Below are 26,408 nucleotides of genomic sequence, written 5' to 3'. Positions count from 1 at the left end.
GGCCATGACTGTTCTGATGTTCTATGATCCAACCGACTTTGAATTCCGCTGACTCATCACATACCCCCAGGCCGGCGCCAAGCACCTGGTTCCGTTGCAGATCGGAGTTTCGAGAATGCCCATTAGGCAAACCAAAGCTTAGTGATGCTGGCGATAATTCCGCATGGCCTGGACAAATTTAGCAAAGAGATAGTCGGCATCATGGGGGCCAGGGCTAGCTTCAGGGTGGTATTGCACCGAAAAGAGGGGGAGGGTACGGTGTTCCAGGCCCGCTACCGTTTGATCATTCAAGTTGAGATGGGTAATTTCCACGTCTTTGCTGGTCAGAGATTCTCCCGTAATGGCAAACCCATGATTTTGACTGGTAATTTCGACTTGTTTTTGGGCCAGGCCAGCGGGTTGATTTAAGCCCCGATGCCCAAACTTCAACTTAAAGGTGTCTGCCCCCAAAGAAAGTCCCAAAAGTTGATGTCCCAGGCAAATGCCAAACATCGGTTTACCCGCTTCGAGCAAGGCCTGGGCCGTAGTAATTCCTTCTGTAACCGCGGCAGGATCTCCCGGCCCGTTGGAGAGAAAAATACCATCGGGGTTATGGGCCAAAATCTCAGCGGCACTGGTATTGGCCGGCACGACCATCACTTTACAGCCGTAACTAGCCAACCGCCGGAGAATATTTCGCTTTACACCAAAGTCAATGGCCACCACTAATAGGGGGGCTTGATCCGGGTCAACCGTGGCCGCAAATTCCCAGGCCGCAGCGGTGGGTTCTGTCCACTCATAGGCTTTAGGGGTCGTGACGGTTTTAGCCAGGTTTAACCCTTGCATACTCGGGGCGGCCTGGACTTGTCCCAAAAGTTCAACCGGATCTAAAATTTCGGTGGAGATGGCCCCATTCATGGCCCCAACGGTGCGAATTTTCCGGGTGAGGGCACGGGTATCAATGCCATAAATCCCCGGAATACCGTGTTTTTTCAGGTAATCGGACAAGGACTGTTCGGCGCGCCAATTACTGGGTTGTTCACAGATGTTCCGGGCAATGGCTCCTTTGACGTGGGGATAGATGGATTCTTCATCCTCCCGATTCACGCCCGTATTTCCCAATTCGGGATAGGTAAATGTCACAATTTGCCCACAATAGCTGGGGTCTGTTAAGACTTCTTGATAACCGGTCATCCCCGTATTAAAGACCACCTCGCCAACGGTTGTGCCCTTGGCCCCAAAGGCTTTTCCCATAAAGACCGTACCATCGGCAAGAACAAGGAGGGCACTTTGTGCTCGGGAAGTTGTCATAATCCAGGGGTTCCAATCGGTGAGACGTTTCTAGACTAGCCTATTCTTCTGAAAACCTGAGCGGTGGGGGAGAGAATCGGGGAAAATGGGAGGGGAATCAGGATTTGTGATGTCTTGGGTGGGTGGTGTTGGATGGAGAGATTAGGGAAAACGATCACCAGATTTATACAAGTCCTCGGCCTACTGCTCTTGGTGTGGGGATTGGTGAGCAATGACTTGGCCTGGGCTGGTCATGAATTAAGCCCCCTCAGGTTTGTCCCCCGCCAAGCGACCTGGATGGTAACCCTAACTCAACCTTTGCATAAAGTCTCTCCCCAGATACGCCCAATGGTTTCTGAGTTTTTTGAACGTCAGTGGGATGGCTTGGGCCTGGGGCGGGCGGGCGGGAGTCTTTTGGGCTTGGATGCTGGTTTGACCTTGGTGAATATTAGTCCAATCTCGGAAAAAACCGCCCAACCCGTCTGGATCATCCCAATCAAAGATGCGGCGACCACAGAAAAAGCCCTGACTAAGCTCTGGGAAAAACTGGAGATCACTCCCCTTGTCGAGCAGTTTCAAGGTATCGAAATATTCACCCCCGGCTTAGAGTTGGCTACTCCCCAGATTGCCTTGGGAATTGTTGGGCAAAGCTACTTATTTGTTAGCCCATCTGCCCAGGCCTTGAAAGAATCATTCATTGCCGCTCAATCCGTGGATAATTCCTTGTTGGGGGCGAATTTTTATCGGACTGCGAATCTCAATTTGACTCGGGACAATTGGGGGTTAAGTTATCTCAATCTTGGGGCCTGGAGTCAAGTTGCTCAAACTGGTGATGCAATTAGTCCGGATCGCTTGTTTTTACAATGGGAGAACATCAAAAAACCTGTCTCTGGCCTGGGGATTGGTACAACCTTGATTAGCTCCAACCTAGCCCCAAATTCCCCTGCACCGACTGCGACCAAACTGAATGTCTCTATCCCTAAACTCTTCCCGAGTGATCCGGCAGCCGTGTGGGTGGGGCATAATTTCCCGGCGATCTGGGGTCAACTGAGTGAATTATTGACTGGATACGGGGCCGGACAGCCATTTTTGGTGCAAACCCTCCAGGCCCTGAGTCGTCACTTGGGCATTAACCTCAAGACGGAAATTGAGCCTTGGTTGACGGGAGATTTTGGCTTGGCAATTTTTCCCCGTTCTTCAGAAAATAACTCTCAAGTCTCTTGGCATTGGCAACTCACGACTCCGACAAATGCAACGGTCACGGCCGGCCTGGAAACTTTAGAAACATCCTTGCGGAATCAGGGGTGGCTCAAAACTCCCAGGGAATTTGAAGCGATTACTGCCCAGGCCTGGAGTTCAACCGCCGATGCCCCCCCCACCTTTATCCAGGCCCAAGATCAAGCCTTTACCACCTTGGCAACAGAGATGACGGAACTACACCCGTCTGGTGTTGAAGCCCAAACCCCGGCCTGGCAGCCCCTTTTAACCCGTGACTCGCCGGATATGCTACTCCATCTGGATTGGGCCACCCATCAGCAGGCCTGGCAAACCACATTTCCCCTCCTTAAAGTCCTAAAAGTTTCTGCCCCAAGTCTGTTTGAAAATCTGGACGGAATCACTTGGCTGGGTCTGGGACAACAGGGAAAAGTCTCTCGGGGTGAGGTGATCCTGGCCTGGGGGAAATAATCTCGGCTAATCCCTCACTGTTTTGTATCAATCTTGGCCTGGGGACGTAGTCAGAAAAAGACGTTTTTAGACCGTCATCGCCAACGGATCATTCCCAGGATCGGCAGCCCATGATACAGACCCTTGCCCGCCAAAACTACTACCAATCTGAACCCGCCTTATATCTGGTTGAATCCTGTCGCACTGACATTCACGCCAATCAGATGATGGACGAACTCTTCCGAGACATTGAAGCATACCTCCAGGCCCCCAATCAGCAACTCAAACGCCTGGCTCCTGCATCAACATTGACCCGACCCACCACATCCTCAACTCCATCCTCGGCAGCATCCCTCGGCTGGAAAACCTGGGACACGATCAAAACCCTGAGTTCAGAGCGGTACTTCATTGGCCTGGGTATAGCTTCCTTTCTCATGGCTGGAGGCCTACTGATTGGGGGAATCCTCCACGACCAAGGAACCCCGACCTCAAACGTAAGTCTTAATCCTGGGGATGTTGAGTTTGCCCGCTATGCATCCCAGGCCTTGGGGTATATTCGCAGCACCTCACGGCCAACCACCGCCAACTCTGGCAATCTAGGCCTAGCCAATACGCCCTCCCCAGGCCTGGAGCCCACCACCATCGTCAGTCAAGATGCCCAAGGCAACCGGGTTGAGCGGGTTTATATCCCCGTTAACTCCAATACACCCACACCAACCAATACTCCGGCAAATCTCTCCCCAACAGCAGTAGCCACTAGTCCATCCCAGCCCCAATCCCTAACCCCCGTCCCGCCCCCGCCCAATAACTTGGCAAAAGTTAACCAGCCTCTTGTGGCGGCTAAAGCCTCTGTCCCAACAATGGCGACCAGCCTCCCTGCACCCGTAAAGCCCCAAAACAATTTAGTGGGGGTTATCGAATTGGGAGATCGCTCTATGGCTTTGATTGCCCACAATGGCTTAGTCCAACGGGTCTCCCCCGGAGATGTGATTGATAATTCCAATTGGCGGCTGACTGGCATTCAAAAACAGTCGGTTGTGTTGCAACGCGGTAGTGAAGTGCGCACCATTCAGGTCGGTGAAGCCTTTTAGGGGTTAGGGAGTGTTGGTGTTTCCAGAATTAAGCTCCAATCATTTTTTCATCCTCCCATCGCCTCGACTAAAATAGGCCTGTTCTAGTGACTAACTCCGCCATGAAATTTCTAGATGATCTCTCAGCCTTTTTGGAGCAACGTCTAGATGAGTTCTTGGCAGCTAACCCTGGGCTGAAGTTACAGATTCTTCTTTTGGAAGTTGAACAACAGGAGGCAGAAACCAGCCAACTCTTACAATCCCTCATGGCTCAAAAACAACGGGCCGAACAAGACATCCTGGGCCTGGTGGCTAATATGCGGAAATGGACTGAGCGGATTCAAAAAGCGGAGGCCGCCCATCGCCCCGATCTCGCCCAGGCTGCCCGTCAACGGGAACAAGACCTCCGGCAACGCGGGAATAGGCTATGGCAACAGATGTCCCAATCTCAGCAGCAAATTCCAGCTACCCAGGCCCTGCTGGAAAAAATTAAAGTTCGCCGTCAGGAAATCCAAGCTGAAATCCGCAAACACCAAACCCAGGCCCCGCCGCCACCCTTCTCCAAATCGGAATCAGTCCCCTCACCCCCCTCTAGCTTTGGTCAGTCCTTAGATCCTCTAGAAGCAACCTTTCGGGAAATGGAATTAAAAGAAGCCCTCGAGGAACTCAAGCGGAATATGTCTCGCTAGTCCCCCAAAGAATCTGACCTAGGATTTGGAGCTTTGCTGCCCCCGGAACCGTTTCCAGAGGATGGGTAAGATGGACAACAGCACCAGGCCGAGGCTAACCAAAATAATCGGCACCGGATTACCACTCACCACCAACTGATCTCCCGCCACACCAAACCAGGTATAGAGGACAATACTCGGAATCAAGCCCACAAACGTTCCCAGGCCATAGCTCCAGGTATCAATGGATGTAAGTCCAAACAAAAAATTCACAAAGCTAAAGGGAGAAAAGGGGGCCAGGCGGACAGCCAGAACAAAGGAAATGGGGTTGGCCTGCACGGCCTGGTTGAACTTGGCCACATACTTGTGGTTGCCAAATTTGCGTTCCGCCCAGCCATGGAGTAAATAGCGGGCTAACCAAAATGCCCCCATTGCCCCCACTGTAGCCCCAGTCAATGCCCAAACACTGCCCCAAACCAGGCCAAAAATCGCCCCCCCAGCAATGGGAAAGAAAGTGGCAGGAAGACCCACAACTGTAGATAGGGCAAATAAGCCGACAAATAGGACAACTGCCCAAGGGCCCCAACTCCTGATCATGGACACCAAAGCTTCGTAGTCAAATAACCAGCGTAGTGGGCCAGTTAAAACGACGGCTAAAATCATTCCGATCAGCACCAGCAGCCAAAATTTGGGCTTTCGGCATAGCCTTGAACACATACCTAGAAGGCGTTGCATGAGTCATTAATTGGGTAACTGTTGGGCATAAAAGCGGGCATAGCGAGAAGTCCCTCCGTCTTGATTCATCAGTTCATAATGGGAACCGGACTCCACCACCCGACCTTGTTCAATCACCAAAATCCGATCCGCTTTGCGCACAGTTGTGAGTCGGTGAGCAATGATAAATACCGTTCGATCCTGCATCGCCCGCTCTAAGGCTTCTTGAACCAGTCTTTCTGAAGCAGAATCCAGCGCCGAGGTCGCTTCATCCAAAATTAAAATCCGCGGATTCAGCAGTATGGCTCGCGCAATGGCTAGGCGTTGACGTTGTCCCCCGGATAAATTCACCCCCCGCTCCCCTAACCAAGTTTCATAGCCCTCAGGCAGTTGATCAATAAATTGGTCGGCATTGGCAATTTTGGCAGCTTCCCGGATCGCCCCATAGTCCAACTCCCGTTGACCAAAGGCAATATTCTGAGCTACGGTTCCCGAAAACAAGACCGTTTCCTGGGGGACGATGCCAATTTGTTGCCGGAGGCTCCTCAGACTAACCCCGCGAATATCAATCCCATCTATGAGAATTGATCCGGCCTGGGGATCATAAAAGCGGGGTAGGAGGTTGACAATCGTGGTTTTCCCGGCCCCAGAATGACCGACAAAGGCAATGACTTCGCCTGGGAGAGCGAGTAAGTTAAATTGCTGTAATACCGGCTGTCCAGAGCGATAGGCAAAGGAGACATGACGATATTCAATCTTGCCCGATAGTGGCGGCAAGGGCGGGGCCTGTTTTTTCTCCTGGACATTGGGTTGGAGTTGAAATAATTCAAAAACCCGATCCACAGAGGCCTCGGCCTGTTTGTATTCGTTAAAGTTAGCTGTCACTGCGTTGATTGGATCAATAAGCAGGGCAACCCCGGCGACAAAACTAAGAAATTCGGCTCCAGTCAGTTGCTTCGCGCCAATTTGCCAGGCCCCAAGCAGAAACAGAATCATCACACTAACGGATTCTAAAAACCCAACCACAGGATGTTGAATGGCTTTGACTCGTTCGGCAGCATAGCGGGCCTGGCGATTTTTTTCCGCTGCTTTGTAAAACCGCTGAATCTCATATTCTTCGGCCGCAAAGGCTTTGACAAGACGAATGCCACTGAATACCTCAGTCAGGAGCGCGGAAAGATTGGAAATCCGGTTTTGACTCAGGCGCGAAAAGTTGAGAATCCGGCCGCCAAACCAGGCCACCAGGGAAGCCATCAGGGGAGCCACGATTGCGGTTGCCAACGTTAATCGCCAGTTGAGGTAAAACAAATAGCTCAAAATTGTCAACATCGTCAACGCGGCGGGTAAAAACTGATGAAATCCCTTATGAACCACTTCCCCAACCCGATCCACATCTTCCGTGAGGCGATAGGTTAAATCTCCGGTGGCGGCCGTTTCAAAATAGTCCAGGCCTAAAAACTGTAAATGACGATATAAACTTTGGCGAATGTCTAAGGTCATCTCCAAAGCCGCCCGGGCCATTAAGGTATCTTGCCCAAACTGGAGGAGACCCCGAATAAAAAAGAGCAAGGCCCCACCCCCGACCCATTGCAACAGGCCGGGAATATCCCCTGCGCCAATCAGGGCTGCGGCTTGACCGACTAGGTAAGCAATTAAGGGTACGGAGCCGACAAAACCAGCCATTAAGACGAGGGCTAAACCAATAGTGCGCCAATGGGGTTTGAGATAGGGAATCAGAGCTTGGTAATTAGATTTCAAAGGACGTTACGCTACGAGCACACCCATCATCATCCCAGCCTACCCTGCCCCATAGACAAAATTGAGGAGAATTTATCGGGAGAACTGGCCGGTTTAAGTCACCGCCAGAGGAGTCTGATTTTGTTATGGTAAGCAATGGCGAATTATTTGGTTAAGTTTAGATCATGCCCCTGAACAACCCTTCACTGTATGAAGAACCCCTCGAACAGAAGAATTTAGCAGCCCATGCTCGCCCCGAGTTATCAGTGTTGGATTGGCTGGAGCAATCGGGACGACTGGTTAAACGGGATCAAGCTGAAAAAGACATTATCATTGACGGCGGTGGCCTGGATGAAATTGGCGATATTGATGAATTTGCCCCAGACGATGTGGCCGACTTTGAGGAGGAAGACGAAGCGGATGATGACCTGTAAGCTATTAGGTTGACACCTCTTTCCGTGGCATTGTTCCTATGTCTCAACCTGCAACCCACGCCCCTGTAGTGTTTTGGACAGGGAAACGCCTGTTTCTTGGCCTGTTAGCCGCCTTATTACTCTGGGTTCTCGGACTGGATTTCCTCACGGGTTCTGGGTTTGATTGGCAACAATCCCTCAGTCTTCCCTTTGGCCTGGGAGTTATCTTAACCGCTTGGGTTGGAGCTTGGGTTGTTCCTCTGTTGCGGCAATTAAAAGCGGGTCAAATTATCCGCGAAGATGGCCCCCAATCCCACCTGAAGAAAACGGGTACGCCCACAATGGGGGGGATTTTTATGATTCCCACAGGCCTGGGGGTTGGGGTAGTTTGGGCTGGGGTGACTCAAGGGGAAATACCAGTCACGGCCCTGGCAATTGCGGCATTAACCTTGGCCTTTGGGGCGATTGGCTGGTGGGATGATTGGCAAGTTTTAGTCCGCAAGTCCAATCAAGGCATGTCCGCCAAGTTACGGTTACTGTTAGAGGGCCTGGCGGCGGCGGGGTTTTCTGCTTGGTTGGCTACAGCAAATCCCACAGTGACTACGATTGATTTTCCTTGGGGTTGGCTTTTACCCTTGGGGTTATTGTTTTGGCCCCTAGGGATCTTTGTCTGTACAGCAGAAGGAAATGCTCTAAATCTCACCGATGGCCTGGATGGGTTGGCGGGAGGAACGGCGGCGATTGCCTTGATGGGATTAGCCGTCTTGGGGGGGACTGAACATCCTGAAGTGACAATTTTAGGGGCCAGTCTGAGTGGGGCCTGTTTAGGGTTTCTGGTGCATAATCACAATCCGGCCCGGGTGTTCATGGGCGATACCGGGTCATTGGCCTTAGGGGCGGCCCTGGCTGGTTTGGGCCTGGTCAGTCAAAACCTCTGGGAGTTATTTATCCTCAGTGGTCTCTTTTTTGCTGAGTCCCTGTCGGTGATTGCCCAAGTCAGTTATTACAAAGCCACTAAAGGCCCCGATGGCATTGGTAAACGCTTATTCAAAATGGCCCCCCTTCATCATCATTTTGAGTTGAGTGGTTGGACAGAATTACAAGTAGTTGCCAGATTTTATTTGATTGCCGGGGGCCTGGTATTGCTCTGTTTCGGCTTTAATTTCAAGCAAGTTTATTAAGCAACTCCTGATTGGCTTGGATAATTTTGGCAATTTACAACGGTGCGCCCTGCGCCTACATTGGGTTTAGGGAAGCATCTCATCGGAGCAAACCATGTTGAACTTCACGGCGGTTGCCATCCATTTTCCCGCTTGGTTCAAGTTCCAGGCCGGATCAATTTTTGTTGCGTTTCTCTTGGCCATGCTCCTGGTTTTGGGGTTTGCCCTTCCCGCCCAGGCCGAGAACTACACTAAAGAAGCCTTGGTTAACTTTGACTTTTCGGGGAAAGACTTACGAGATTCTGAATTTACCAAAGCCAATTTGTTCCACAGTAATCTCAGCCATACGGATTTGCGGGGAGTCAGCTTTTTTGCTGCCAACTTGGAAACGGCGGATTTGACGGGGGCTGATTTACGGGTAGCCACGCTGGATACGGCCCGGTTTACCAAAGCCAACTTAACGGATGCCAACTTAGAAGGCGCATTTGCCTTTAATACAATTTTTGATGGGGCAATTATTGACGGGGCAGACTTTACGGATGTGGATTTACGGCCAGATGCCCGGAAAATGCTGTGTAGTGTTGCCAAAGGGGTGAACCCTGTAACGGGTCGGGCTACCCATGACACCTTAGAGTGTGACTATCTTTAGACGTTTCTGCTGAAAACCAGGCCCCCCTAGGATTCGCCTCATTCTGGAGCCACTTCAGGGGAAGTCGTTTCTGGGCCTGGGGTAGGGATATCTGGGGATGAAATCTGGGCTTGGTCACGGAGTGCTTTTTTGGCCTGTTGCCAGAAGGTTTCCAGTTCTGCCAGGCTATAGTCTGAAAGGGGGCGGTCAAGGGTTGCTTCCATTTTTTCCAGGCGTTGGATAAAGCGGCGATGGGTTCCCTGCAAGGCATTGATCGGATTCAACTCGCTTTTTTGAGCCAAACAAATCACGGTAAACAGCAAATCCCCTAGCTCCGACTCCTGCTCCTCCAGGCCCCCCTGCAATAAACTTTCCTGAAACTCAGCCAACTCTTCATAAAATTTTTCCCAGACTCCGGCAATATCCGGCCATGTCATTCCGGCAGCGGTGGCTTTTTCGGCAATTTTGAGCCCGGCCTGGAGCGGGGGTAAGGTGCGGGCATAGCGATCGAGTTTTTGGCTCAGAGGGGGTTCACCATCGTATCCTTTTTCTTGGGCTTTAATGGTTTCCCACTGGAGGCGCACCTCTTCAGGTGTCGTTAATTCAACTTCAGCAAAAACGTGGGGGTGACGGCGAATCAGTTTTTGGGTAATCTGGGCGGCTACATCCTGGAGGGTGAACTGACCGGACTCTTGGGCAATCTGGGCCTGGAGAATCACTTGCAAAAGTAAATCCCCTAGTTCTTCGGCTATGGCCTGGGGATTTTGATCCTGAATTGCGGCAACCACTTCATAGGCTTCTTCAATTACATAGGGAGTCAGAGTTTCCGGCGTTTGGGCTAAATCCCAAGGGCAACCTGTTTCAGGGTGTCGCAGTTGAACCACCACGTTAACCAGGGCCTGGATCGCGCTCAAGGGAGGGGGCGGTTGGGGGGGGAGGTAAATTTGGCTGGGGACAGGACTGTCTGCTTGCTCAAGCCAAGTCTTGAGGGGGAGGGTTTGGCTGGTTTGGTCAGAAAAGATCAAGGTAATGGGATAGTCCGGGGCATAGAGGCTCAGGAGTAAATCGGCCAGTTCGAGTAATGTTTCGCCCGCCAATAAATTGGTGATCAGATAGGGCTGGGCTAGGTTGAGATCAGCGGCCTGGTCCATAAATGTTGCTGCTGACAAGACCTGTAACTGGGTGAGGAGGGGGCCTGGCAGCATAAGAATTAATTGGGTTCCAATGCGGATTAGGAAAATTATAGTTTATCGGTTTCTTGGACTCATGTTTTCTGAGGCGTAATCTGCTGGATAAATAGCTCAAATGTATCGTTTCTAACGATTAGCAAGTCGCGATTACCAACTGTGCAGCCCCAGATAACAATATCGAATCAGCAAAACAAGCTTGTCTGGCGATGCCTACCCGATTCCGATCATTTTTAACATCGTCTGTGTGATTGGCGCATTCTTAACCCATTGAAATCTCTGCTGTAATTATCGAGTAACGATTGTTAAGGCACTCTTGTTTAACCCCAGATATAGTGACATCATCGCAATGCCTTTTGGAGTGTACTCTGTCTGGAATTGCTTGTGTATCAGTCTATACAAGATTGTAAGATTTATATACAATGAAATGACATGACCTCAGGCCTGCTCAAGTTCCTATGAATGCATTGGCACCCCCTGTCCCCACAGATATATTGGTTCCTGATTGGTTACAAGCGTGTTTACTGGAACCCAATGCCGATGACGGGCAATCTTTAATCTGTCGAGCTTTTACTTTTGCTTACGATCTGCACACCGGGCAAAAACGGGCTTCTGGGGAACCCTACATTGCCCATCCCGTGGCGGTGGCGGGGTTATTGCGAGATTTAGGGGGTGGAGCAGCCTTAATTGCTGCCGGATTTTTACATGATGTGATTGAGGATACGGTGGTCACGGGGGAGGAGCTAGAGGTTCAATTTGGTCCGGAAGTTCGCTACCTTGTCGAAGGGGTCACCAAGCTGTCTAACTTTGACTTTTCCAGCAAGACGGAACGCCAGGCCGAGACCTTTCGCCATTTATTTTTGGCTATGGCCCAAGATATTCGGGTGATCATCGTCAAATTGGCGGATCGGCTCCATAACATGCGGACATTGGAATATCTCAAGCCGGAAAAGCAAATTCGGATTGCCCAAGAAACCAAGGATATTTACGCACCCTTAGCCAATCGGCTGGGAATTTGGCGGTTTAAATGGGAATTGGAAGATTTGTCTTTCAAGTATTTAGAGCCGGAAGCCTATCGCAAAATGCAAGAGTTGGTCGCTGATAAACGGGCCATTCGGGAAGCGCAATTACAGGAGGCTTTAAATCTACTCCAAGAGCGCATGGGAACCTTAGGCTTTGAACATTTGGAAATTTCCGGGCGACCGAAGCATCTCTATAGTATTCATCAAAAAATGCGGCGGCAACAAAAGGAGTTCCATGAAATCTATGATGTGGCAGGTATTCGGGTCTTAGTCGCCAACAAGGATGAATGTTATCGGGCCTTAGCTGTTGTCCATGATTGTTTTCGCTCCATGCCTGGCCGGTTCAAGGATTACATTAGCTTGCCAAAGCCGAATCAATACCAATCCCTGCATACGGTGGTCATTGGCCTGGGGGGACAGCCCTTAGAAGTCCAAATTCGCACTACAGAAATGCACGCTGTGGCTGAAAACGGGATTGCGGCCCACTGGAAATACAAGGAAACTGGGGGTTCACAGCCGAATAAGTGGAATGCCCGTGATGAAAAATTTACCTGGCTCCGGCAATTGTTAGATTGGCAAAACGATCTGAAGGATGCCCAGGAATATCTCAACAGTGTTCGAGATGATCTGTTTGATAATGAAGTTTATGTCTTCACTCCCCAAGGCGATGTGAAATCCCTCCATCAAGGGGCAACTCCAGTAGATTTTGCTTATCACATTCATACGGAAGTCGGGAATCATTGTGCTGGGGCCAGAATCAATCAACGCATCGTCCCCCTAGATACGATTCTCCGCAATGGGGATATTGTTGATATCATCACCCAGAAAAATGCCCATCCCAGTTTGGATTGGTTAAATTTCGTGGTGACGGAGACAGCCCGCAACCGCATCCGCCAATGGTATAAACGCTCCCATCGTGAGGAAAATATCCAGCGGGGTCGAGAATTACTGGTGAATGAATTAGGTAAGTCGGGCCTGGATGCACTGCTAAAATCGGCGCGGATGCAGGCGGTGGCCGAACGCTGTAATTACCAGGCTGTGGATGATCTCTTGGCCGCTTTAGGTTATGGGGAAATTACCCTCAGTCTGATCGTTAATCGGCTGCGAGAAACCGCTAAGTCCGTTGAACCCGATACCCAGGCCCTGATAAATCTCACCCACAGTAGCCCGAAAGTCATCCCACCTCCCTCAGGGCGCGCCAGTGAATCCCCAATCCTAGGTATTGAGGGCCTGGTTTACCACTTGGCGGGTTGCTGTAGTCCTGTCCCTGGAGAGCCAATTATTGGGGTTGTCACTTTGGGGAGTCGGGGAATTTCGATTCATCGCCAAGGCTGTGCCAATGCGGAGAGTATCCCCGGTGAGCGGCTGATTCCGGTGCGTTGGAATCCACAGACTAAAAGCAATCGTCCCCTAACCTATTCTGTGGATGTCCAAATTGAAGTAATTGACCGAGTGGGTATCCTGAAGGATATTTTGATCCGCTTGACTGATAATCGCATTAATGTCAGTAATGCCCAAGTCAAAACCTTTCCGGGACAAACAGCTATTATTGATCTCAGTATTGATGTTACAGATGCCCATCAGTTGGATCAGACCTTTACCCAAATTAAGAAAATTACGGATGTGGTCAGTCTGCGGCGGCGGCAACAGGGAACATCAGGGGGGAGTAAATCTGGGGCGGATCTGACGATTCCGGTGGAAGCTTCAGCGGCATTGTGATCGCTCTACTGATCTGAAAATCTCTTGTTTTGGCGACTCTGAGTTAGGGCCTGTGACAATCGCATTTTTGCAACTCCATCAAGATTGTCAATGCTTGGCTCCAGGCCTGGTCAGTCGTGATGCTCAATGTCAGGATTGCCTCAACCAAGGCGCGGTAGGTCAGCTTCTCCTCAGTCCGCCGTTACAACATCTCCTCCAGCTTGAGCAGCATCAGGTGAGGTTGACAGCGGGTGCGATTTTACTCAACGGGGCCTGGGAGGTTTATCGAGCCAGTTTGGCAGAGCCTTGGGCCAGTTTTCAGGCAAGCTTGAAGAATTCATCGGCTCATTTCCCTTGGCAACAGGCTGCTGAAAAGTTCCAAATCTCTTTTCCGGAATTACCAGGCAGCGAGCTAGAGCCATTAATGCAGGTGATCCAGGCCTGGAACTGTGACTATTTACGCCTGATTCCCTATTTCAGCCATCCTAGCCCAGAGAAACAATTGCCCCCTGATTTTTGGCCGGGATTGGTGGTTGAGGTGAACCAACTCTCACTTGGCCTTGAGCAACTCTTTGGCAACATGTTCCAGGCCCGCTATCTCATCCAATGGCAGCAGCGGCAGATTAATCCCCTTGACCTGGGCCTGGAGGTGTTAATTCAGTCGGTTGCTCCCTGTATTGCCACAGGTTGCGCCACCTTTGCGGCTGGGGTCTGGCACATCACGGCTGTTCCTGGATTGGCCGATGGCGAGACGACTATGGCCCCTGACCGCTATGACTTGGAGGCCACTACCTTCAAACTCCGCCAGACTCACCTGGGCCAAAAAGATCATGCCGACACCCTCAGCCCAGGCCTGGGAGTCACCCTCATGCCCCTCCCGGCAACCATAGACCAGGACATGATCTTGAGTGATGACCACCTAGAAAACCTGACCCAACTCCTCAGTACCCTGCCCCGATCAATTCAACCAAAACCATTGTGCTACGGTTGGCAAATTCCGACAGAAACCGGCCTGGCCCAGATTAGCCGCGTGAGTGACCACTTACCCGAACATCCGCCAAACTCCCACCAACTCCACCTCAAACCCTTAGCCACTGGGATCATCGCCACACCTGGCCAAGCCTTAGGCCCAGCCCTCGTGATCACAGAATCCATGGCCGCTCCTAATTTTGGTAGTCAGCAATCGGGATTTATTTGGGTTGTTGTCAACATTAATCCAGAATGGTTGCCGGGGTTGCGGGGGGCGGCGGGCCTGGTCTGTGAACGAGGCGGACTTGCATCTCATGGGGCAATTTTGGCGCGAGAATTGGGGCTGCCAGCGGTGATTGGGGTCTTGGACGCAACTCGGAACATTCGCAATGGGGATGTTTTATACCTTGATGGTCAAACGGGCCATGTTGCCCATGTCACGGAAATAACGCCAGTTCTCCAACCCAGGCCGCCACTACTTTTTGCCCCACCTTCCGGCCCACCGCCGCCTACCCCCAGGCCAACCCTTCGGACACAACTCTATGTCAACCTGAGCCAGAGCCAGGCCCTAGAACAGTTACCCAAGCTGCCTATTGCCGGGATTGGCCTGTTGCGCTCAGAAAATATTTTTTTGGAACGTTTGTCCGGCCAACATCCCACTCTCTGGTTTAGAGAACATCGTCAAGCTCAACTTCAAGCTCGGTTTAGGCAGGGCTTAGAACCCTTCTTTGCGGCCTTTGCTCCCCGGCCAATTTTTTATCGTTCCCTAGATTTACGCTCCCATGAACTACGGGGGTTAGTCGGGGGGAACCAGTATGAACCTGATGAGGAAAATCCAGTTTTGGGGTTACGGGGCGTGGCCCGCAGTTGTCTGTACCCGGAATTATTACAACTGGAACTGGCTACCCTACAGCAAATTCATGACTCGCATCCCGGCCCAATTCGTTTCGTTTTACCCTTTGTCCGCAGTTGTGAAGAAGTCGTATTTTGCCAGGAACAACTTAATTGGGTGGGCCTATCCCGTGTTCCAGACTTTGAATTGTGGGTCATGGCCGAAGTGCCTGGCATCTTGTTTATGTTGACAGATTTAGCTGGCCTGGGGGTGAAGGGTATTTCCATTGGCAGTAATGATTTAACCCAATTACTTCTGGGGGTGGATCGGGAGCATTCCAGCTTAGGCGAGCAGTTTAATGAGAATCATCCGGCAGTCAAAGCAGCCATTAGCCAACTGATTCGGACCGCTCAGAACCTTGGCCTGGCCTGTAGTTTATGTGGGGAAGCGGCCAGCGTCTATCCCGATTGGGTCGAATGGTTGGCCGGCCTGGGCATTGATGGCATTTCCGTCACTCCCGAAGCCTTAGGTCGCACTTGGGAAACCCTCGAACGATTCTAGCCACCCTCCTGGGTTGAAAGGCCTAAAAACTGATGATTAGGTATGGGGCTTCAAATTTACCTGCGGTTACGGGTTGATTTTGTAACTCGGGGGGAAGTGGTAAATGTCGGCGTTGATCGGCAGCTTCGATAGTGATTTCTCCATTAAATTGAGTCAGTTTAACTTGGTGTTTAGCCAAGCCGGGTAAAAAGACCTTTATTTGCCGTTGGGCCACATTCATTTCTTGGCAGGGGGGAGCCTTGAGGGGGGTGTCTAAATTGGGCAAGCTGGCCACATCAACCAAGCCCCGGTCATTACCCCTTAAACCTTGGACAGTCAGCGGGCTAAAGGCAGCCGTTACAGCCTCGATTGCAGCGGGGTTAACCGTTGGTACCAAGACTTGGGAAATAGGCACTTGGACTTGCTGACTTGCGCCCCATAACCACTGGGTCTGTTGGATGGCCATTGATTCCGGGGAGGTGACTAAATAAACCTGCAACTGCTGAGGGTCGCCCACCGCGTTTACCCCCTGCTCAACCCATTCTTTGCCTTGACTGAGGGCCGTAGAAATTTTTTGGGTATCAAAGTTGGCCGCTAAGAGGGCTGTGGCCAGGGGGCCGCCAATGGCGTTGGCAATTTTAACTGGGTCTAAGTCTTCCAAAATGCGGCCAAATCGCCGATAATACCAGGCCAGGGCATGGGGCAGGCCAATAAAGCGCAAGGTGGTGGTTGGATCGATGCCGGCATAGACTAGAACATCGTAGGCAGAATTTTGATAATACTGGCGGATGGCATTTAGGGTGAGAAATAAATCCATTCCTGGTAAAACCATCAGCTCTCCCGCATAGACCTCACTCCCTAGGACATCAGCGGGAACATAATCTCGGACAAATTTCCGCAATTCTTCCCAGGCCCCGCTCAGGATTTGAATAGCTTGCAGCTCGACAATCTCTAAATTTGGGGCAATGGTTGTTGGTTGCGGGTTAAACTCAGTCCCACAGAGATGTTTGAACCGGATGCCAGGGGTAGGAACGAGGATTAAAGTCTTTTGACCGGCCTGGGCATGACTTTGGGCGACTGCGTAAGCGGTGGGTTCAATATCACTGCCTAAAAAGGCCACGACCTTGGGCATAACTAGCTTTCTCCATAGGGTTGCCAGGCCCCGAACTGTTGGGCGTAATAGTCGAGGATGTCTTGCAAATATTGTGCATCCTCAGCCGATAAACACTCTGGGGTTTCAATCCGGATGCCACCAATTTGGCTGGCCAGGTAATCAAAGGGGCCGGGCAAGGGGGGTAAAAGCTCGACCGTGACTCCGGGCAATTGTTCGAGATGAGCTTGGACTTCCCGATAGACCGCTAGGGGGAGTTGGGGACAGCTTAAGGGAGTTGAGGGGCTAACAACCATGCCAAGTATTTCACCAAACATTGAACCCCGCCGCTCAGTCCTGATCTCCAGGGACAATCCCCAATCCTAGGCCTGGGATTCATTCACGAGAGGGGAGCGGCTGGGCAATGGACAACAGTTAACATGATCTAGACAAACCTTCCCCCATTGCAAGGCCCAACGGACAAGGGCAACCCGATTATCGGTTTTAGTTTTGGTGAGAATATTGCTGATGTGGTTGTCAACGGTACGTTTGCTGATGTCCAGTTCCACGGCAATTTCTTGATTGGTCAATCCCGCCGCCACTAATTCAATCACCTGTAATTCACGTTCGGAAAGAAGGGGGTAGTCTTGGGTGTCAGTGGTCTGCATTGGCCTGGGTTAGTCCGTATAATTACTCAGTGGTTTCTTCGATTGTAGGGGGTGTGGTCAATCATATCCCTAAAAAATATTTAACTGGATCAGTAATTTTAGGCCTGTCCACACCCTCTTAAGTAAAATATCGCCGCCACTGGGCCTGGACAAATTTTCTCTGGGCAATGATGTGAACCACAATGGTAAGCAAAAAGGTGTAGGCCAACCAAAAATGCAAGTCCTGGCCCAACTCTACAACCTTTGGATTGACCGGAAATAGATCTGGTAGGGTCATCCCAAACACTTGCACAGAACCACTGCGGCGAGAATTGGAAAACAACAACCCACTTAAGGGCACAACCACCATAAACAGATATAGGAGGCCATGAAGAAGACATTTCTGCCACCAGGCCGGGGAAAATTTGGGCAACTGTTTAGTATATTTGCGCCACCAAACCCGCAGTAGCACCAGCAACCGGGCCACCAGTAGGAGTAGAACAATCACCCCCAGGCCCTTATGGAAGTCGTACATCTCACTGCGGCCGGGGGTACCACGGGTTAGGCGAGCCATGATTGTTCCGGTGGTAAACAAAATGAGAAAGCAACCGTACATGGCCCAATGGAAAGACATTAATAACTGAAAGGCAGAATTAACACGGGTTTTGACTGCTAACCACTGAGCCATAGGTAAAGTATCCCCCTTGAACATTAGACCATTGCAATCGAATAGCTGCCCCAAACGTGCAAGACTTCTGTGTGGGCCTGAAGTTCCTCAAGGGCAGTATGGACAATCTCCCTCTTCTCCCCAACTTCCAAGTCTAGGAAAAATAAATAATCCCCCAAGCTGCGTTTACTGGGGCGGGATTCAATCCGACTGAGGTTAATATTTCGTTGGGCAAAGATCATTAAGGCGTTGACTAATGCCCCCGGACAATTGTTAGGCAAACTAAAGGCTAAGGAGGTATAGCTATCACCGGCCTGGGGCCAGCCGTCAGTCTCGCGGGGTTTCATGACCCAAAAGCGCGTACAGTTCATCGGGGTATCAGCCTCAAGGGGGTAGGCTTGGATATCACGGGCAAAAATTGGCAAATGATGGAGTTGGGCGGCCCGGATGGAGGTAATGGCCGCAGTAGTGGGATCAGTGGTGAGATAGCTTAAGGCGGCACTGGTGGAGTTGGTGGGGATTTGACTGGCCTGGGGTAAAAATTCCTGTAACCAAGGTTGGCATTGACCAAGGGCCTGGGGATGTGAGTAAACGTTTTGAACTTTTGTTAAATCGGTGGCCTGGGTTACAAAAGCATGGGAGATTGGCAAGACAAGGGCCTGGGTAATTTGAATGTGTTTCAACTGCCAGAGGGTATCAAGGGTCATATTGACGCTGCCCTCGAGGGAATTCTCCACGGGGACAATGGCATAGTGAACCTCACCCCGATCCAAGGCCTGGAGGGATTGAGCAATACTCGGATAGGGGTGTAAATCAAAAGTCTCGGGGTGTTTCAGACTGAGTGTGTTTCCAAATGCCAAGGCCGCCATCTCCGCATAGGTTCCGGCGGGACCAAGGTGAGCAAGGGTGATGGGCATGGGGCAAGGTTCCAAAACAGATGAAAGGCTTGTTTAGAGTTTAGGTTGGGGATAAACCGCCCACTGTGGAAATATTGTAAACTTAGGTTAAGAAAGTTAAAGGGGTTCTCAGGTTATATGTATCTCCACTTTACGGCTAACCAAACTGTAACCCTGGATGTGCCCAGTCATCCTACCCCCATCCAACACTATTTACGCCAGCCCCAACGCCTTGTCCATGCCCTGACTGACCCAACCCGAGTCGAGCTTTTGGGGGAACATTGCTTTCGCTTAAAAATGCGCCCCGTGAACTTTTTGATGATCACCTTGCAGCCCGTGGTGGATATGGAAGTTAAGGCTGCAGCAGATGGAAGTATTCGCCTACGTTCCAAGGCCTGTGAAATTCGCGGGGTGGACTATATCAATCAGCGGTTTCGCTTGGATCTGATTGGCTATTTACGGCCGGAAGTCACCCCAAACCAAACCAAACTGATTGGCCAGGCCGACTTAAAAGTGGGAGTTGATATGCCGCCCCCCTTATCTTTAACCCCCCTGCCAATTTTGGAAGCGACTGGCAATGGCCTATTAAAAAGTGTCCTCCTCACCATCAAACAGCGCCTCATGCACCAACTTTTGGCCGATTATGGGGCCTGGCTGGAGGAGCAACACCCCCACGAACTCCCCGCCGAAGAGGGCATGGTGACTGTCCCAGGCCTGGTTTAAACCACTATTTTGGACTGATCAACTTGCCTATAGTGTCTGAGTGATCTAGATGTCCTTACCCCTGCCCTTAGATGAGTTTAACCAGGCCTTGCTGGCCCGAGTCCATCCGCCCAATTGGGAAAATCCCACACCAGCTTCCTGCTATGACTTAGTGGTGATCGGGGGTGGCACGGCCGGATTAGTGACTGCGATTGGGGCTGCAGAGTTGAACCTCGGCCTCAAAATTGCCTTGATTGAAAAAAGCCTCTTGGGGGGGGATTGCTTAAATTGGGGCTGTGTTCCGTCAAAAACCTTGATTGCCGCCGCCAGAAGAACCCACCAGATCCGTAATGCCGCCCCCTATGGCATCCATTGTCCCCACCCGACTATCAATTTTGCTCAGGTGATGGAACGGGTCAGAGCAGTCCGGGCCGAGATCAGCCATCATGATTCCGTAGAACGCTGCCACCAGGCCGGAATAGATGTCTTTTTCGGGACAGCCCAATTTCGGGATAGCCACCATCTCTACGTTGAGCAGCAGATTTTGACCTTTAAACGGGCTGTGATTGCCACCGGAGCGAGGGCCACAATCCCGAACATCCCAGGCCTGGACACTGTTCCCTATTTCACCAACGAAACCATCTTTAACCTGACAGAACTACCGCAAAAACTGGCTATTATTGGCGGCGGGCCGATTGGCTGTGAACTGGGGCAGGCCCTACAACGCTTGGGCAGTCAGGTGACGATTTTCCAGCGGGCCGCTCAAATTTTGCCCCACCAAGATCTCGACACAGCCCAACTCCTAGAAACTTGTCTCCGTCAAGAAGGCATTGAGATTAAAACATCTACCCAGATTCAAACTGTTATCGCCACTGGCAGCCAAGCCCAAATGGATTACTACCGAGTCGAACATCCCCAAGAGATTCAGTCCTTGACCGTAGATGGAATTTTAGTGGCGGCGGGGCGAACTCCCAATATTGAAACCTTGAATTTGGCGGCGGCGGGGGTGGAAGCTCAACCAGGCCGGGGTATTGTCGTGAATGATTATTTGCAAACCCGTCAACCCCATATTTTTGCCGCTGGGGATGTGTGCCAGGCCTGGAAATTTACCCATGCCGCCGATGCTGGAGCCAGGATTGTGATTAAGAATGCCCTCTTTTCCCCTGGGGGCCTGGGTCGCAGCAACGTCAGTCAGTTACTTGTTCCCCGTGTCACCTATACGGATCCAGAGGTTGCCAGTGTGGGAATCAGTGCCGCCCAGGCCAAGGTCAAACATCTGAAGGTGCAAATCTTGAAAATTCCCTTTCAGGAGGTAGATCGGGCCGTGACGGAGGGGGAAACCCAGGGGTTTTTAGAATTAGTCTTGAGTCACAATTCCGATCGGATTCTGGGGGCGGCGATTGTCGGTCATGGAGCCGGGGAACTGATCAGTTACATTACCCAGGCCATGGGGACAAATCAGGGACTTTCTCGCTTGAGTCAAACCATCTTTCCCTACCCTACCCAAGCCGAGATTCTTAAAAAAGCTGCCGACCATTACTACCAAGCCACCCTACTAAGGCCTGGATCTCAAGCTCTGTTGAAAATAGTGCGTTGGCTGGCACGGTGATCGAATTGACTGAATCCTTAAAATTCAACTTAATCTTGACTCTCAACGGGGGTTACAGACAAGGAACTGGCAAAACCAGCTTCTAGTTCCATCCGTTGTTCCATTTGGCGTAAGAAATACCCGGTCATCATTGCCGAGGCTAACAGGCCCGCTAAGTTATCTCGATCTGTTGTGATTTGAATATTAAAAGCCTCAGAGGGTAATCCCCCCACCAGTCCTTGGACATTATGACTAATAATTTGGCGGATTTCTGGGCTAGCAGAGCGGGCCACCCGTGACAAAACTTCTGGGGACTGATTTTGGAGGTATTTCAGCAGCAGATTGTTGGTGTGCTCTTCGGTAGCGTCGGAGAAGAATTCACTATTTTCAGAGTTAAAGACCATACCCAATTCCGCTTAACGTGACTCTTATTCTGCCATCTTTGTTTACGGTGTGACATGAGATCCTGAGGCGAAAATACCGAACCTGAAGAACCGGCATTCTTTACTCTGAATAATGAAACCAACAAAGATGGCTGAGATTGCCTAGGGATTGTTGGGTTTGGGTGTAACCTTCCCAATCACTTTTAAGATGCCGTCATCCCCAACTTGCCAAATATCATAGACTCCCACGACATCCCCATTGGCATCAATATCCACGTTACCGCTGGCTCCTTGGTAGTTGATTTTCTCGCCTTTGCGCAACAACTTTAGCCCCTGGCAAACATCATCTACGGGTGTCCCAGACCCCCCAGAAACCTCTAATAAGTGGGCCTTGATGCCTTCGCCAGTATTCACTCCGGCAGCTTGGGCCGCTAACATCAACAGGGCCGCCGCATCCCAGGCCTGGGGGACAAATGCAGGCGGGGCAGATTTATACTTGGCTTCCCAAACTTTCGTCACTTGGGCTAGTGCTTGACCATCTGCACCTGGAACAGTGCCCACAGCCCCAGCGAGGATAAATTTGCCATCGCTAGTTTTGCCCACTTGGGCCGGAAAGGTATCAGATTTCACGCCATCGGTGAGTAAAATTTGTACCCCTGGTGTAAGGCCCTGCTCAAAGGCAGATTTGAGTAAAAGACTTCCGGTTTCAGGATAAAGAATCGCCACCACCCCATCGGGTTTATTGGCAAAGGCCTGGGCGGCTTCCGTATTGAACGTAGAGGCCCGTTCATCATACCGAGTTGGATTGGCTTCGTTAACAACTGTGCCGCCCAATTTCTTGAAGGCTGTGACAAATTCCTTTTCAAAACTGCGGCCATAGTCATTATTGATCACCACAGTAGAAACCTTTCGTAACCCCCGCTCATAAGCTAACTGGGCCAAGGCCACGGCCTGGTAATTATCGGGAGGAGCCGTTCTAGCCCAGTAGCCATTAAAGTCTCCTTTGGCCGCCCGTTCTGTGAGGAGAGTGCTAGTACTACCGGGAGAAATTAAGACCACCTTACCCCGGGCCGCAATATCCACCGCCGCATTGGAGACACCACTGGCAAAGGAACCCACTACCCCCGCCACCTTATCCACCTCCACCAGTTTGGTCATGGCCTCGGCCCCCGCCGCCGGACTGGATTGGTCATCTTCCGCAATCAGGGTAACAGGTTGACCATTCACACCCCCACAGGCATTCACGGTTTCGACCACTAGGGGCACAGTATCCACGATGGGTTGTCCCACAGAAGCAAGGTCGCCCGTAGAGGGAAGTAGGGAGCCAATCCGTAAACCACTATTTGTTGCTCCACCATCGCTACCCGTTTGAGTTGCCTTATCACAGGCCCCTAGGGTTGCAAGTACCAACAATGCCCCCAGGCCAAGCCCGAACTTACATCCCCAAAACCCTGACTGAGCCATAGCTGCTTTACTCCAACTCACCACATAAACGGGTAACAATAACCCCAAACTATAGCATTACTCTTAAGCGCGAGTCAGGCACTTCAACATCCGATTGGTCAAGAGCCACTGGCCCCGACAAAAAACCTGTTGCGGCTCAATGAGGCTAAACCCCATCCGTTCAAAAAAAGGGCGGGCGGTAATACTGGCTTCAACTCGTAAACTCTCCAGGCCCCGTGTTATGGCTTCATTTTCTAAGGCTTGATAGAGCAATCGCCCCACCCCTCGCCGTTGATATTGCCAATGGCCATAAAAACAGCCGATGTGACCCGATGATTCCAGTTCGCCAAAGCCAATAATCTTGTCCGATGCCATGGCCAGGCCTGGGACTGGATCAATTGCAACAAAAGTTATTCTGGCCCCACAGCGGCTTGCCCAATCACAAAAATGTAGATCATCGGGGGCCCAGGCCTGGATTTGGGCGGGACAATAGTCTTGGGCGTTAATCCGATGGATGGTGTCATGGAAAAGTTGGGCAATCTGGGGCGCATCGGCAGGGATAAAACGGCGGACTTGATAAGGAATTTCAGGCATACAGGTATCCTAGGGCAGCTAATCTCCACAGGTTTTCGCAACAAAAGGGGCCTGGGGATCTCAATGCTTCGTATAATCAAGGGTTGAATGAGGCGACTTGCACCTTATTTTTCATCTTGGGACTTATTTTTATCCGAAGGGCCCTGGCCTGGGCGGTCAAAATTTAACCCATACTTATTTATGACTTTTGACGTGCTTGATGATCTGCTGTGCTTTGACTTCTGAGGTTAATCATGAGATACCGTGCTTTAATACTTGCTTTTTGCCTGCTGTGCCTCGGGTTTGTAACCTGGAGTGGTTCAGCCTTGGCTGCGAAACAGGGTGTAACCTATGACGATATTGTCGGGACTGGCCTGGCCAACAATTGCCCCACCTTGGATGATTCGGCTCGGGGGGCCTATGGAATTGATCCGACCAAATCCTACGCTATCACCGATCTCTGTCTGCAACCCACAAACTTTTTAGTCAAAGAAGAACCGAAAAATAAACGGCAAGCCGCAGAATTTGTGCCCACAAAACTCGTGACTCGCAAAACCTCAAGTCTGGATCAGGTGCAAGGACCCTTGAAAATTAACAGCGATGGTAGCTTAACCTTCATTGAAGAAGATGGGTTTGACTTCCAGGCCATTACGGTGCAAATGCCCGGTGGCGAGCGGGTTCCGTTCCTATTTTCTGTGAAAAATCTCGTTGCCAGTACTGAACCCAACATCACCAGCATTACCACTTCTACGGATTTCAAAGGGGAATATAGCGTTCCGTCTTACCGCACCTCTAACTTTCTCGATCCGAAAGGGCGGGGCTTAACCACTGGCTATGACAACGCCGTCGCAATTCCCAACAAAGCGGACAGTGAAGAGTTGCTCAAGGCCAATGTCAAGCGGTTTGGGTTGAGCAAAGGGAATATCTCCCTGGAAGTGTCTAAAGTGGATGGGCGCACAGGGGAAATTGCCGGGACGTTCTTGAGTGAGCAACTATCCGATGATGACCTTGGGGCCCACGAAGCTAAAGAAATGAAAATCCAAGGGGTCTTTTACGCTCGGATTGAGCCGACCGCCTAAACTGCCTAAACTTGAAACTAACGCTGCCGCCCTTTCCCTGTATCCGTTTGTCCGGTACTGTTAGTGGATGAGTAACACCCGATTAGAACTCCAAACCCTATCCATTGCTTATCCCAGGGCGATTAATCCTGAATTACGGGCAGCAGTGGTTGGGGTTTCTTTGCAGGTGCAAGGGGGAGAATGCCTCGGCCTGGTGGGGGAGTCGGGCTGTGGCAAATCAACCATTGGGCGAGCTATTTTGCAGTTGTTACCCCCAGGTTCCCAAATTAGAGGCAGCATTTGGGTGGATGGTAGCAATATCCTGACCTTAAAGGGACGAGCCTTACAACGGTGGCGGGGGGAACAAGTGGGCTTAATCTTTCAAGACCCAATGACGCGCCTCAATCCCTTAATGACGGTAAAGGATCATTGTTGGGAAGTCCTCCAGGCCCATGCACCCCATCTCTCTAGAGCCCAAAAACTCAGCAAAATTAAGACCACCTTAGAAACCGTCAAAATTCCCGCCGCCCGCATGGATCAATATCCCCATGAATTTAGCGGGGGGATGCGTCAACGAGTCGCCATTGCCCTGGCCTTGCTGTTGGAGCCGGTCTTAATCATTGCCGATGAACCCACCACCAGCCTTGATGTCACGGTGGCCGCCCAAATTTTGACAGAACTGACTCGACTGTGCCAAGCGCGAGAAATGGGCCTATTATTGATTTCCCATGATTTAGCTCTGGTGGGTAAATATTGCCAGCGGCTGGCCGTGATGCATCAGGGGCAACTGGTTGAAGCAGGCAACGCCAGGGAAATTCTCAGCAACCCCCAACAGCCCTATACCCAGGCCCTCCTTAATGCAGCCCGCCGGATGCACCAGGCCCCCGAAACTCCCACGGCCCCACCCGATGCGGATACCCCAGTCCTGCTGAGTTTGGATCACCTGGAACGCCACTACACCCTGGCTCCAAACCCCATTGCCCAACTCCTTGGCCAAGCTCCCCATTTCATCAAAGCTGTGGATGGGATCACTCTCGACATTTATGCGGGGGAAACTCTGGGCCTGGTCGGGGAATCGGGCTGTGGCAAAAGTACCCTCTCACGGACAATTCTCCAACTCGTCATGCCGACTGGGGGGAGAGTGCAATTTCACGGGGAAGACTTAACCCAACTCACCTCCAGGCAAATGCGCCCCCGCCGCCGCGAACTCCAGATGATCTTTCAAGATCCCCATGCCTGTTTGAATCCTCTTATGACCGTGGGACAAAACCTATTAGAGCCGTTATTGATTCATAGCCTGGCTACGCCCAAAACGGCCCAAGAGCGGGTGCTGGATATTTTGGCATGGGTTGAATTAGTCCCCCCCGAAACCTACTTTGCGCGGTATCCCAAGGAACTCTCCGGTGGTCAACGCCAACGGGTGGCCATTGCGCGGGCCTTAATTACCCATCCCCAACTGGTGATTTGTGATGAGCCAGTGAGTATGCTGGATGCCCATATTCAAACCCAAGTTTTGGAGTTAATGCAGCACCTCAAAGCCGAGTTTAATTTGACCTATTTGTTTATTACCCACGACTTAGCGGTGGCCCGGTTTTTCTGTGATCGAATTGCAGTCATGCAGGCCGGGCAAATTGTCGAGATTGGTCTCACGGAAACAATATTTCAACAGCCCCAACATCCCTATACCCAAACTCTGCTCCAGGCCGCTCCTCTCCTGACTCCAGCCCAAGCCAGTCATTAAGAATTGCAAATCGCCCTAATGGACTCCTGCGCGTGGTTTCATCCAGGC

At 51.2% G+C, this 26,408-nt stretch carries 24 protein-coding genes; 12 read left to right on the top strand and 12 right to left on the bottom strand.

Annotation, left to right across the window (positions count from 1 at the left end; translation table 11 throughout):
- Positions 1-138: 138 nt before the first annotated feature.
- Entirely contained in the window at positions 139-1,290 is a 1,152-nt protein-coding gene (gene carA / locus SYN6312_RS16400) for a glutamine-hydrolyzing carbamoyl-phosphate synthase small subunit (RefSeq protein WP_015126010.1), read from the bottom strand.
- Between the two features lie 204 nt (positions 1,291-1,494).
- On the opposite strand from carA, the gene SYN6312_RS16395 reads away from it, so the two are divergent.
- The 3 genes from SYN6312_RS16395 (at position 1,495) to SYN6312_RS16385 (ending at position 4,693) form a co-directional block, all read left to right on the top strand.
- Positions 1,495-2,955: a DUF3352 domain-containing protein gene (locus SYN6312_RS16395; protein WP_172636065.1), complete on the top strand. Its 1,461-nt coding sequence runs from the start codon at positions 1,495-1,497 to the stop codon at positions 2,953-2,955.
- A gap of 110 nt (positions 2,956-3,065) precedes the next feature.
- Positions 3,066-4,025: a hypothetical protein gene (locus SYN6312_RS16390; protein ID WP_015126008.1), complete on the top strand. Its 960-nt coding sequence runs from the start codon at positions 3,066-3,068 to the stop codon at positions 4,023-4,025.
- Positions 4,026-4,111: 86 nt separating this feature from the next.
- Positions 4,112-4,693 carry a TIGR04376 family protein gene (locus tag SYN6312_RS16385; protein WP_172636064.1) on the top strand — a complete coding sequence of 194 codons (582 nt, stop codon included), beginning with the start codon at positions 4,112-4,114 and terminating at the stop codon, positions 4,691-4,693.
- A gap of 18 nt (positions 4,694-4,711) precedes the next feature.
- Here SYN6312_RS16385 and SYN6312_RS16380 read toward each other — a convergent pair whose 3' ends face one another.
- Together SYN6312_RS16380 and SYN6312_RS16375 are read right to left on the bottom strand one after the other, a co-directional pair.
- Positions 4,712-5,335 (bottom strand): TVP38/TMEM64 family protein, encoded by a 624-nt coding sequence (locus SYN6312_RS16380; RefSeq protein WP_216594160.1) that lies wholly within the window; start codon positions 5,333-5,335, stop codon positions 4,712-4,714.
- Between the two features lie 78 nt (positions 5,336-5,413).
- Complete coding sequence (locus SYN6312_RS16375; protein ID WP_015126005.1) at positions 5,414-7,144, bottom strand: ABC transporter ATP-binding protein; 1,731 nt, start codon at positions 7,142-7,144, stop codon at positions 5,414-5,416.
- Between the two features lie 164 nt (positions 7,145-7,308).
- Here SYN6312_RS16375 and SYN6312_RS16370 point away from each other — a divergent pair, with 164 nt between their 5' ends.
- From SYN6312_RS16370 to SYN6312_RS16360, 3 genes are all read left to right on the top strand, one after another.
- The gene (locus SYN6312_RS16370; protein WP_015126004.1) at positions 7,309-7,557 is read left to right on the top strand and encodes a DUF3134 family protein; all 249 of its coding nucleotides are present in this window, start codon (positions 7,309-7,311) and stop codon (positions 7,555-7,557) included.
- A 38-nt stretch (positions 7,558-7,595) separates the two neighbouring features.
- A complete protein-coding gene (mraY, locus tag SYN6312_RS16365) occupies positions 7,596-8,717 on the top strand; it encodes a phospho-N-acetylmuramoyl-pentapeptide-transferase (protein ID WP_015126003.1) in 1,122 nt (373 codons plus the stop codon).
- A gap of 94 nt (positions 8,718-8,811) precedes the next feature.
- Positions 8,812-9,345, top strand: coding sequence for a pentapeptide repeat-containing protein (locus tag SYN6312_RS16360; RefSeq protein WP_015126002.1), 534 nt, complete (start codon positions 8,812-8,814; stop codon positions 9,343-9,345).
- A 38-nt stretch (positions 9,346-9,383) separates the two neighbouring features.
- Here SYN6312_RS16360 and mazG read toward each other — a convergent pair whose 3' ends face one another.
- Complete coding sequence (mazG, locus tag SYN6312_RS16355) at positions 9,384-10,529, bottom strand: nucleoside triphosphate pyrophosphohydrolase (RefSeq protein WP_015126001.1); 1,146 nt, start codon at positions 10,527-10,529, stop codon at positions 9,384-9,386.
- A gap of 440 nt (positions 10,530-10,969) precedes the next feature.
- On the opposite strand from mazG, the gene SYN6312_RS16350 reads away from it, so the two are divergent.
- Positions 10,970-13,252 (top strand): bifunctional (p)ppGpp synthetase/guanosine-3',5'-bis(diphosphate) 3'-pyrophosphohydrolase, encoded by a 2,283-nt coding sequence (locus SYN6312_RS16350; RefSeq protein ID WP_015126000.1) that lies wholly within the window; start codon positions 10,970-10,972, stop codon positions 13,250-13,252.
- Positions 13,253-13,304: 52 nt separating this feature from the next.
- On the top strand, positions 13,305-15,593 hold the full coding sequence (locus SYN6312_RS16345; RefSeq protein WP_015125999.1) for a putative PEP-binding protein: 2,289 nt from the start codon (positions 13,305-13,307) through the stop codon (positions 15,591-15,593).
- Between the two features lie 22 nt (positions 15,594-15,615).
- On the opposite strand, the gene SYN6312_RS16340 is transcribed toward SYN6312_RS16345, so the two are convergent.
- The 5 genes from SYN6312_RS16340 to pheA form a co-directional block, all read right to left on the bottom strand.
- Positions 15,616-16,704 carry an ArsA family ATPase gene (locus SYN6312_RS16340; RefSeq protein WP_015125998.1) on the bottom strand — a complete coding sequence of 363 codons (1,089 nt, stop codon included), beginning with the start codon at positions 16,702-16,704 and terminating at the stop codon, positions 15,616-15,618.
- 2 nt (positions 16,705-16,706) lie between these two features.
- Positions 16,707-16,979 (bottom strand): hypothetical protein, encoded by a 273-nt coding sequence (locus SYN6312_RS16335; RefSeq protein WP_041431723.1) that lies wholly within the window; start codon positions 16,977-16,979, stop codon positions 16,707-16,709.
- Between the two features lie 66 nt (positions 16,980-17,045).
- A complete protein-coding gene (locus SYN6312_RS16330; RefSeq protein ID WP_015125996.1) occupies positions 17,046-17,330 on the bottom strand; it encodes a response regulator transcription factor in 285 nt (94 codons plus the stop codon).
- Positions 17,331-17,448: 118 nt separating this feature from the next.
- Entirely contained in the window at positions 17,449-17,997 is a 549-nt protein-coding gene (locus tag SYN6312_RS16325) for a cytochrome b (RefSeq protein ID WP_015125995.1), read from the bottom strand.
- A 23-nt stretch (positions 17,998-18,020) separates the two neighbouring features.
- Positions 18,021-18,893 (bottom strand): prephenate dehydratase, encoded by an 873-nt coding sequence (gene pheA, locus SYN6312_RS16320; RefSeq protein WP_015125994.1) that lies wholly within the window; start codon positions 18,891-18,893, stop codon positions 18,021-18,023.
- 117 nt (positions 18,894-19,010) lie between these two features.
- Here pheA and SYN6312_RS16315 point away from each other — a divergent pair, with 117 nt between their 5' ends.
- Positions 19,011-19,595, top strand: a complete 585-nt coding sequence (locus SYN6312_RS16315) for a DUF1997 domain-containing protein (RefSeq protein ID WP_015125993.1) — start codon at positions 19,011-19,013, stop codon at positions 19,593-19,595.
- A gap of 49 nt (positions 19,596-19,644) precedes the next feature.
- Complete coding sequence (locus SYN6312_RS16310; RefSeq protein ID WP_015125992.1) at positions 19,645-21,183, top strand: mercuric reductase; 1,539 nt, start codon at positions 19,645-19,647, stop codon at positions 21,181-21,183.
- Between the two features lie 29 nt (positions 21,184-21,212).
- On the opposite strand, the gene SYN6312_RS16305 is transcribed toward SYN6312_RS16310, so the two are convergent.
- The 3 genes from SYN6312_RS16305 to SYN6312_RS16295 all read right to left on the bottom strand — a co-directional run bounded on the left by SYN6312_RS16305 (position 21,213) and on the right by SYN6312_RS16295 (position 23,582).
- Positions 21,213-21,566, bottom strand: a complete 354-nt coding sequence (locus tag SYN6312_RS16305; RefSeq protein WP_015125991.1) for a DUF760 domain-containing protein — start codon at positions 21,564-21,566, stop codon at positions 21,213-21,215.
- A 141-nt stretch (positions 21,567-21,707) separates the two neighbouring features.
- On the bottom strand, positions 21,708-23,057 hold the full coding sequence (locus SYN6312_RS16300) for an ABC transporter substrate-binding protein (RefSeq protein ID WP_253276379.1): 1,350 nt from the start codon (positions 23,055-23,057) through the stop codon (positions 21,708-21,710).
- A 15-nt stretch (positions 23,058-23,072) separates the two neighbouring features.
- Positions 23,073-23,582 carry a GNAT family N-acetyltransferase gene (locus SYN6312_RS16295; protein WP_015125989.1) on the bottom strand — a complete coding sequence of 170 codons (510 nt, stop codon included), beginning with the start codon at positions 23,580-23,582 and terminating at the stop codon, positions 23,073-23,075.
- Between the two features lie 233 nt (positions 23,583-23,815).
- On the opposite strand from SYN6312_RS16295, the gene SYN6312_RS16290 reads away from it, so the two are divergent.
- Together SYN6312_RS16290 and SYN6312_RS16285 are read left to right on the top strand one after the other, a co-directional pair.
- Positions 23,816-24,640 (top strand): photosystem II manganese-stabilizing polypeptide, encoded by an 825-nt coding sequence (locus SYN6312_RS16290; protein WP_015125988.1) that lies wholly within the window; start codon positions 23,816-23,818, stop codon positions 24,638-24,640.
- Positions 24,641-24,707: 67 nt separating this feature from the next.
- Entirely contained in the window at positions 24,708-26,360 is a 1,653-nt protein-coding gene (locus SYN6312_RS16285) for an ABC transporter ATP-binding protein (protein ID WP_015125987.1), read from the top strand.
- Positions 26,361-26,408: the final 48 nt, after the last annotated feature.

The organism is Synechococcus sp. PCC 6312, assembly GCF_000316685.1.
Classification (GTDB): Bacteria; Cyanobacteriota; Cyanobacteriia; order Thermosynechococcales; family Thermosynechococcaceae; genus Pseudocalidococcus.
The sequence above is the reverse complement of the archived record's forward strand: the minus strand, read 5'-3'. Positions and strand labels throughout refer to the sequence as shown.

Excerpts from the sequence above, each read along its gene's own strand:
- carA (WP_015126010.1), bottom strand. The coding sequence starts at position 1,290 with ATGACAACTTCCCGAGCACAAAGTGCCCTCCTTGTTCTTGCCGATGGT.
- SYN6312_RS16390 (WP_015126008.1), top strand. The coding sequence starts at position 3,066 with ATGATACAGACCCTTGCCCGCCAAAACTACTACCAATCTGAACCCGCC.
- SYN6312_RS16380 (WP_216594160.1), bottom strand. The coding sequence starts at position 5,335 with ATGATTTTAGCCGTCGTTTTAACTGGCCCACTACGCTGGTTATTTGAC.
- SYN6312_RS16370 (WP_015126004.1), top strand. The coding sequence starts at position 7,309 with ATGCCCCTGAACAACCCTTCACTGTATGAAGAACCCCTCGAACAGAAG.
- mraY (WP_015126003.1), top strand. The coding sequence starts at position 7,596 with ATGTCTCAACCTGCAACCCACGCCCCTGTAGTGTTTTGGACAGGGAAA.
- SYN6312_RS16360 (WP_015126002.1), top strand. The coding sequence starts at position 8,812 with ATGTTGAACTTCACGGCGGTTGCCATCCATTTTCCCGCTTGGTTCAAG.
- mazG (WP_015126001.1), bottom strand. The coding sequence starts at position 10,529 with ATGCTGCCAGGCCCCCTCCTCACCCAGTTACAGGTCTTGTCAGCAGCA.
- SYN6312_RS16350 (WP_015126000.1), top strand. The coding sequence starts at position 10,970 with ATGAATGCATTGGCACCCCCTGTCCCCACAGATATATTGGTTCCTGAT.
- SYN6312_RS16340 (WP_015125998.1), bottom strand. The coding sequence starts at position 16,704 with ATGCCCAAGGTCGTGGCCTTTTTAGGCAGTGATATTGAACCCACCGCT.
- SYN6312_RS16335 (WP_041431723.1), bottom strand. The coding sequence starts at position 16,979 with ATGGTTGTTAGCCCCTCAACTCCCTTAAGCTGTCCCCAACTCCCCCTA.
- SYN6312_RS16330 (WP_015125996.1), bottom strand. The coding sequence starts at position 17,330 with ATGCAGACCACTGACACCCAAGACTACCCCCTTCTTTCCGAACGTGAA.
- SYN6312_RS16325 (WP_015125995.1), bottom strand. The coding sequence starts at position 17,997 with ATGGCTCAGTGGTTAGCAGTCAAAACCCGTGTTAATTCTGCCTTTCAG.
- pheA (WP_015125994.1), bottom strand. The coding sequence starts at position 18,893 with ATGCCCATCACCCTTGCTCACCTTGGTCCCGCCGGAACCTATGCGGAG.
- SYN6312_RS16315 (WP_015125993.1), top strand. The coding sequence starts at position 19,011 with ATGTATCTCCACTTTACGGCTAACCAAACTGTAACCCTGGATGTGCCC.
- SYN6312_RS16310 (WP_015125992.1), top strand. The coding sequence starts at position 19,645 with ATGTCCTTACCCCTGCCCTTAGATGAGTTTAACCAGGCCTTGCTGGCC.
- SYN6312_RS16305 (WP_015125991.1), bottom strand. The coding sequence starts at position 21,566 with ATGGTCTTTAACTCTGAAAATAGTGAATTCTTCTCCGACGCTACCGAA.
- SYN6312_RS16295 (WP_015125989.1), bottom strand. The coding sequence starts at position 23,582 with ATGCCTGAAATTCCTTATCAAGTCCGCCGTTTTATCCCTGCCGATGCG.
- SYN6312_RS16290 (WP_015125988.1), top strand. The coding sequence starts at position 23,816 with ATGAGATACCGTGCTTTAATACTTGCTTTTTGCCTGCTGTGCCTCGGG.
- SYN6312_RS16285 (WP_015125987.1), top strand. The coding sequence starts at position 24,708 with ATGAGTAACACCCGATTAGAACTCCAAACCCTATCCATTGCTTATCCC.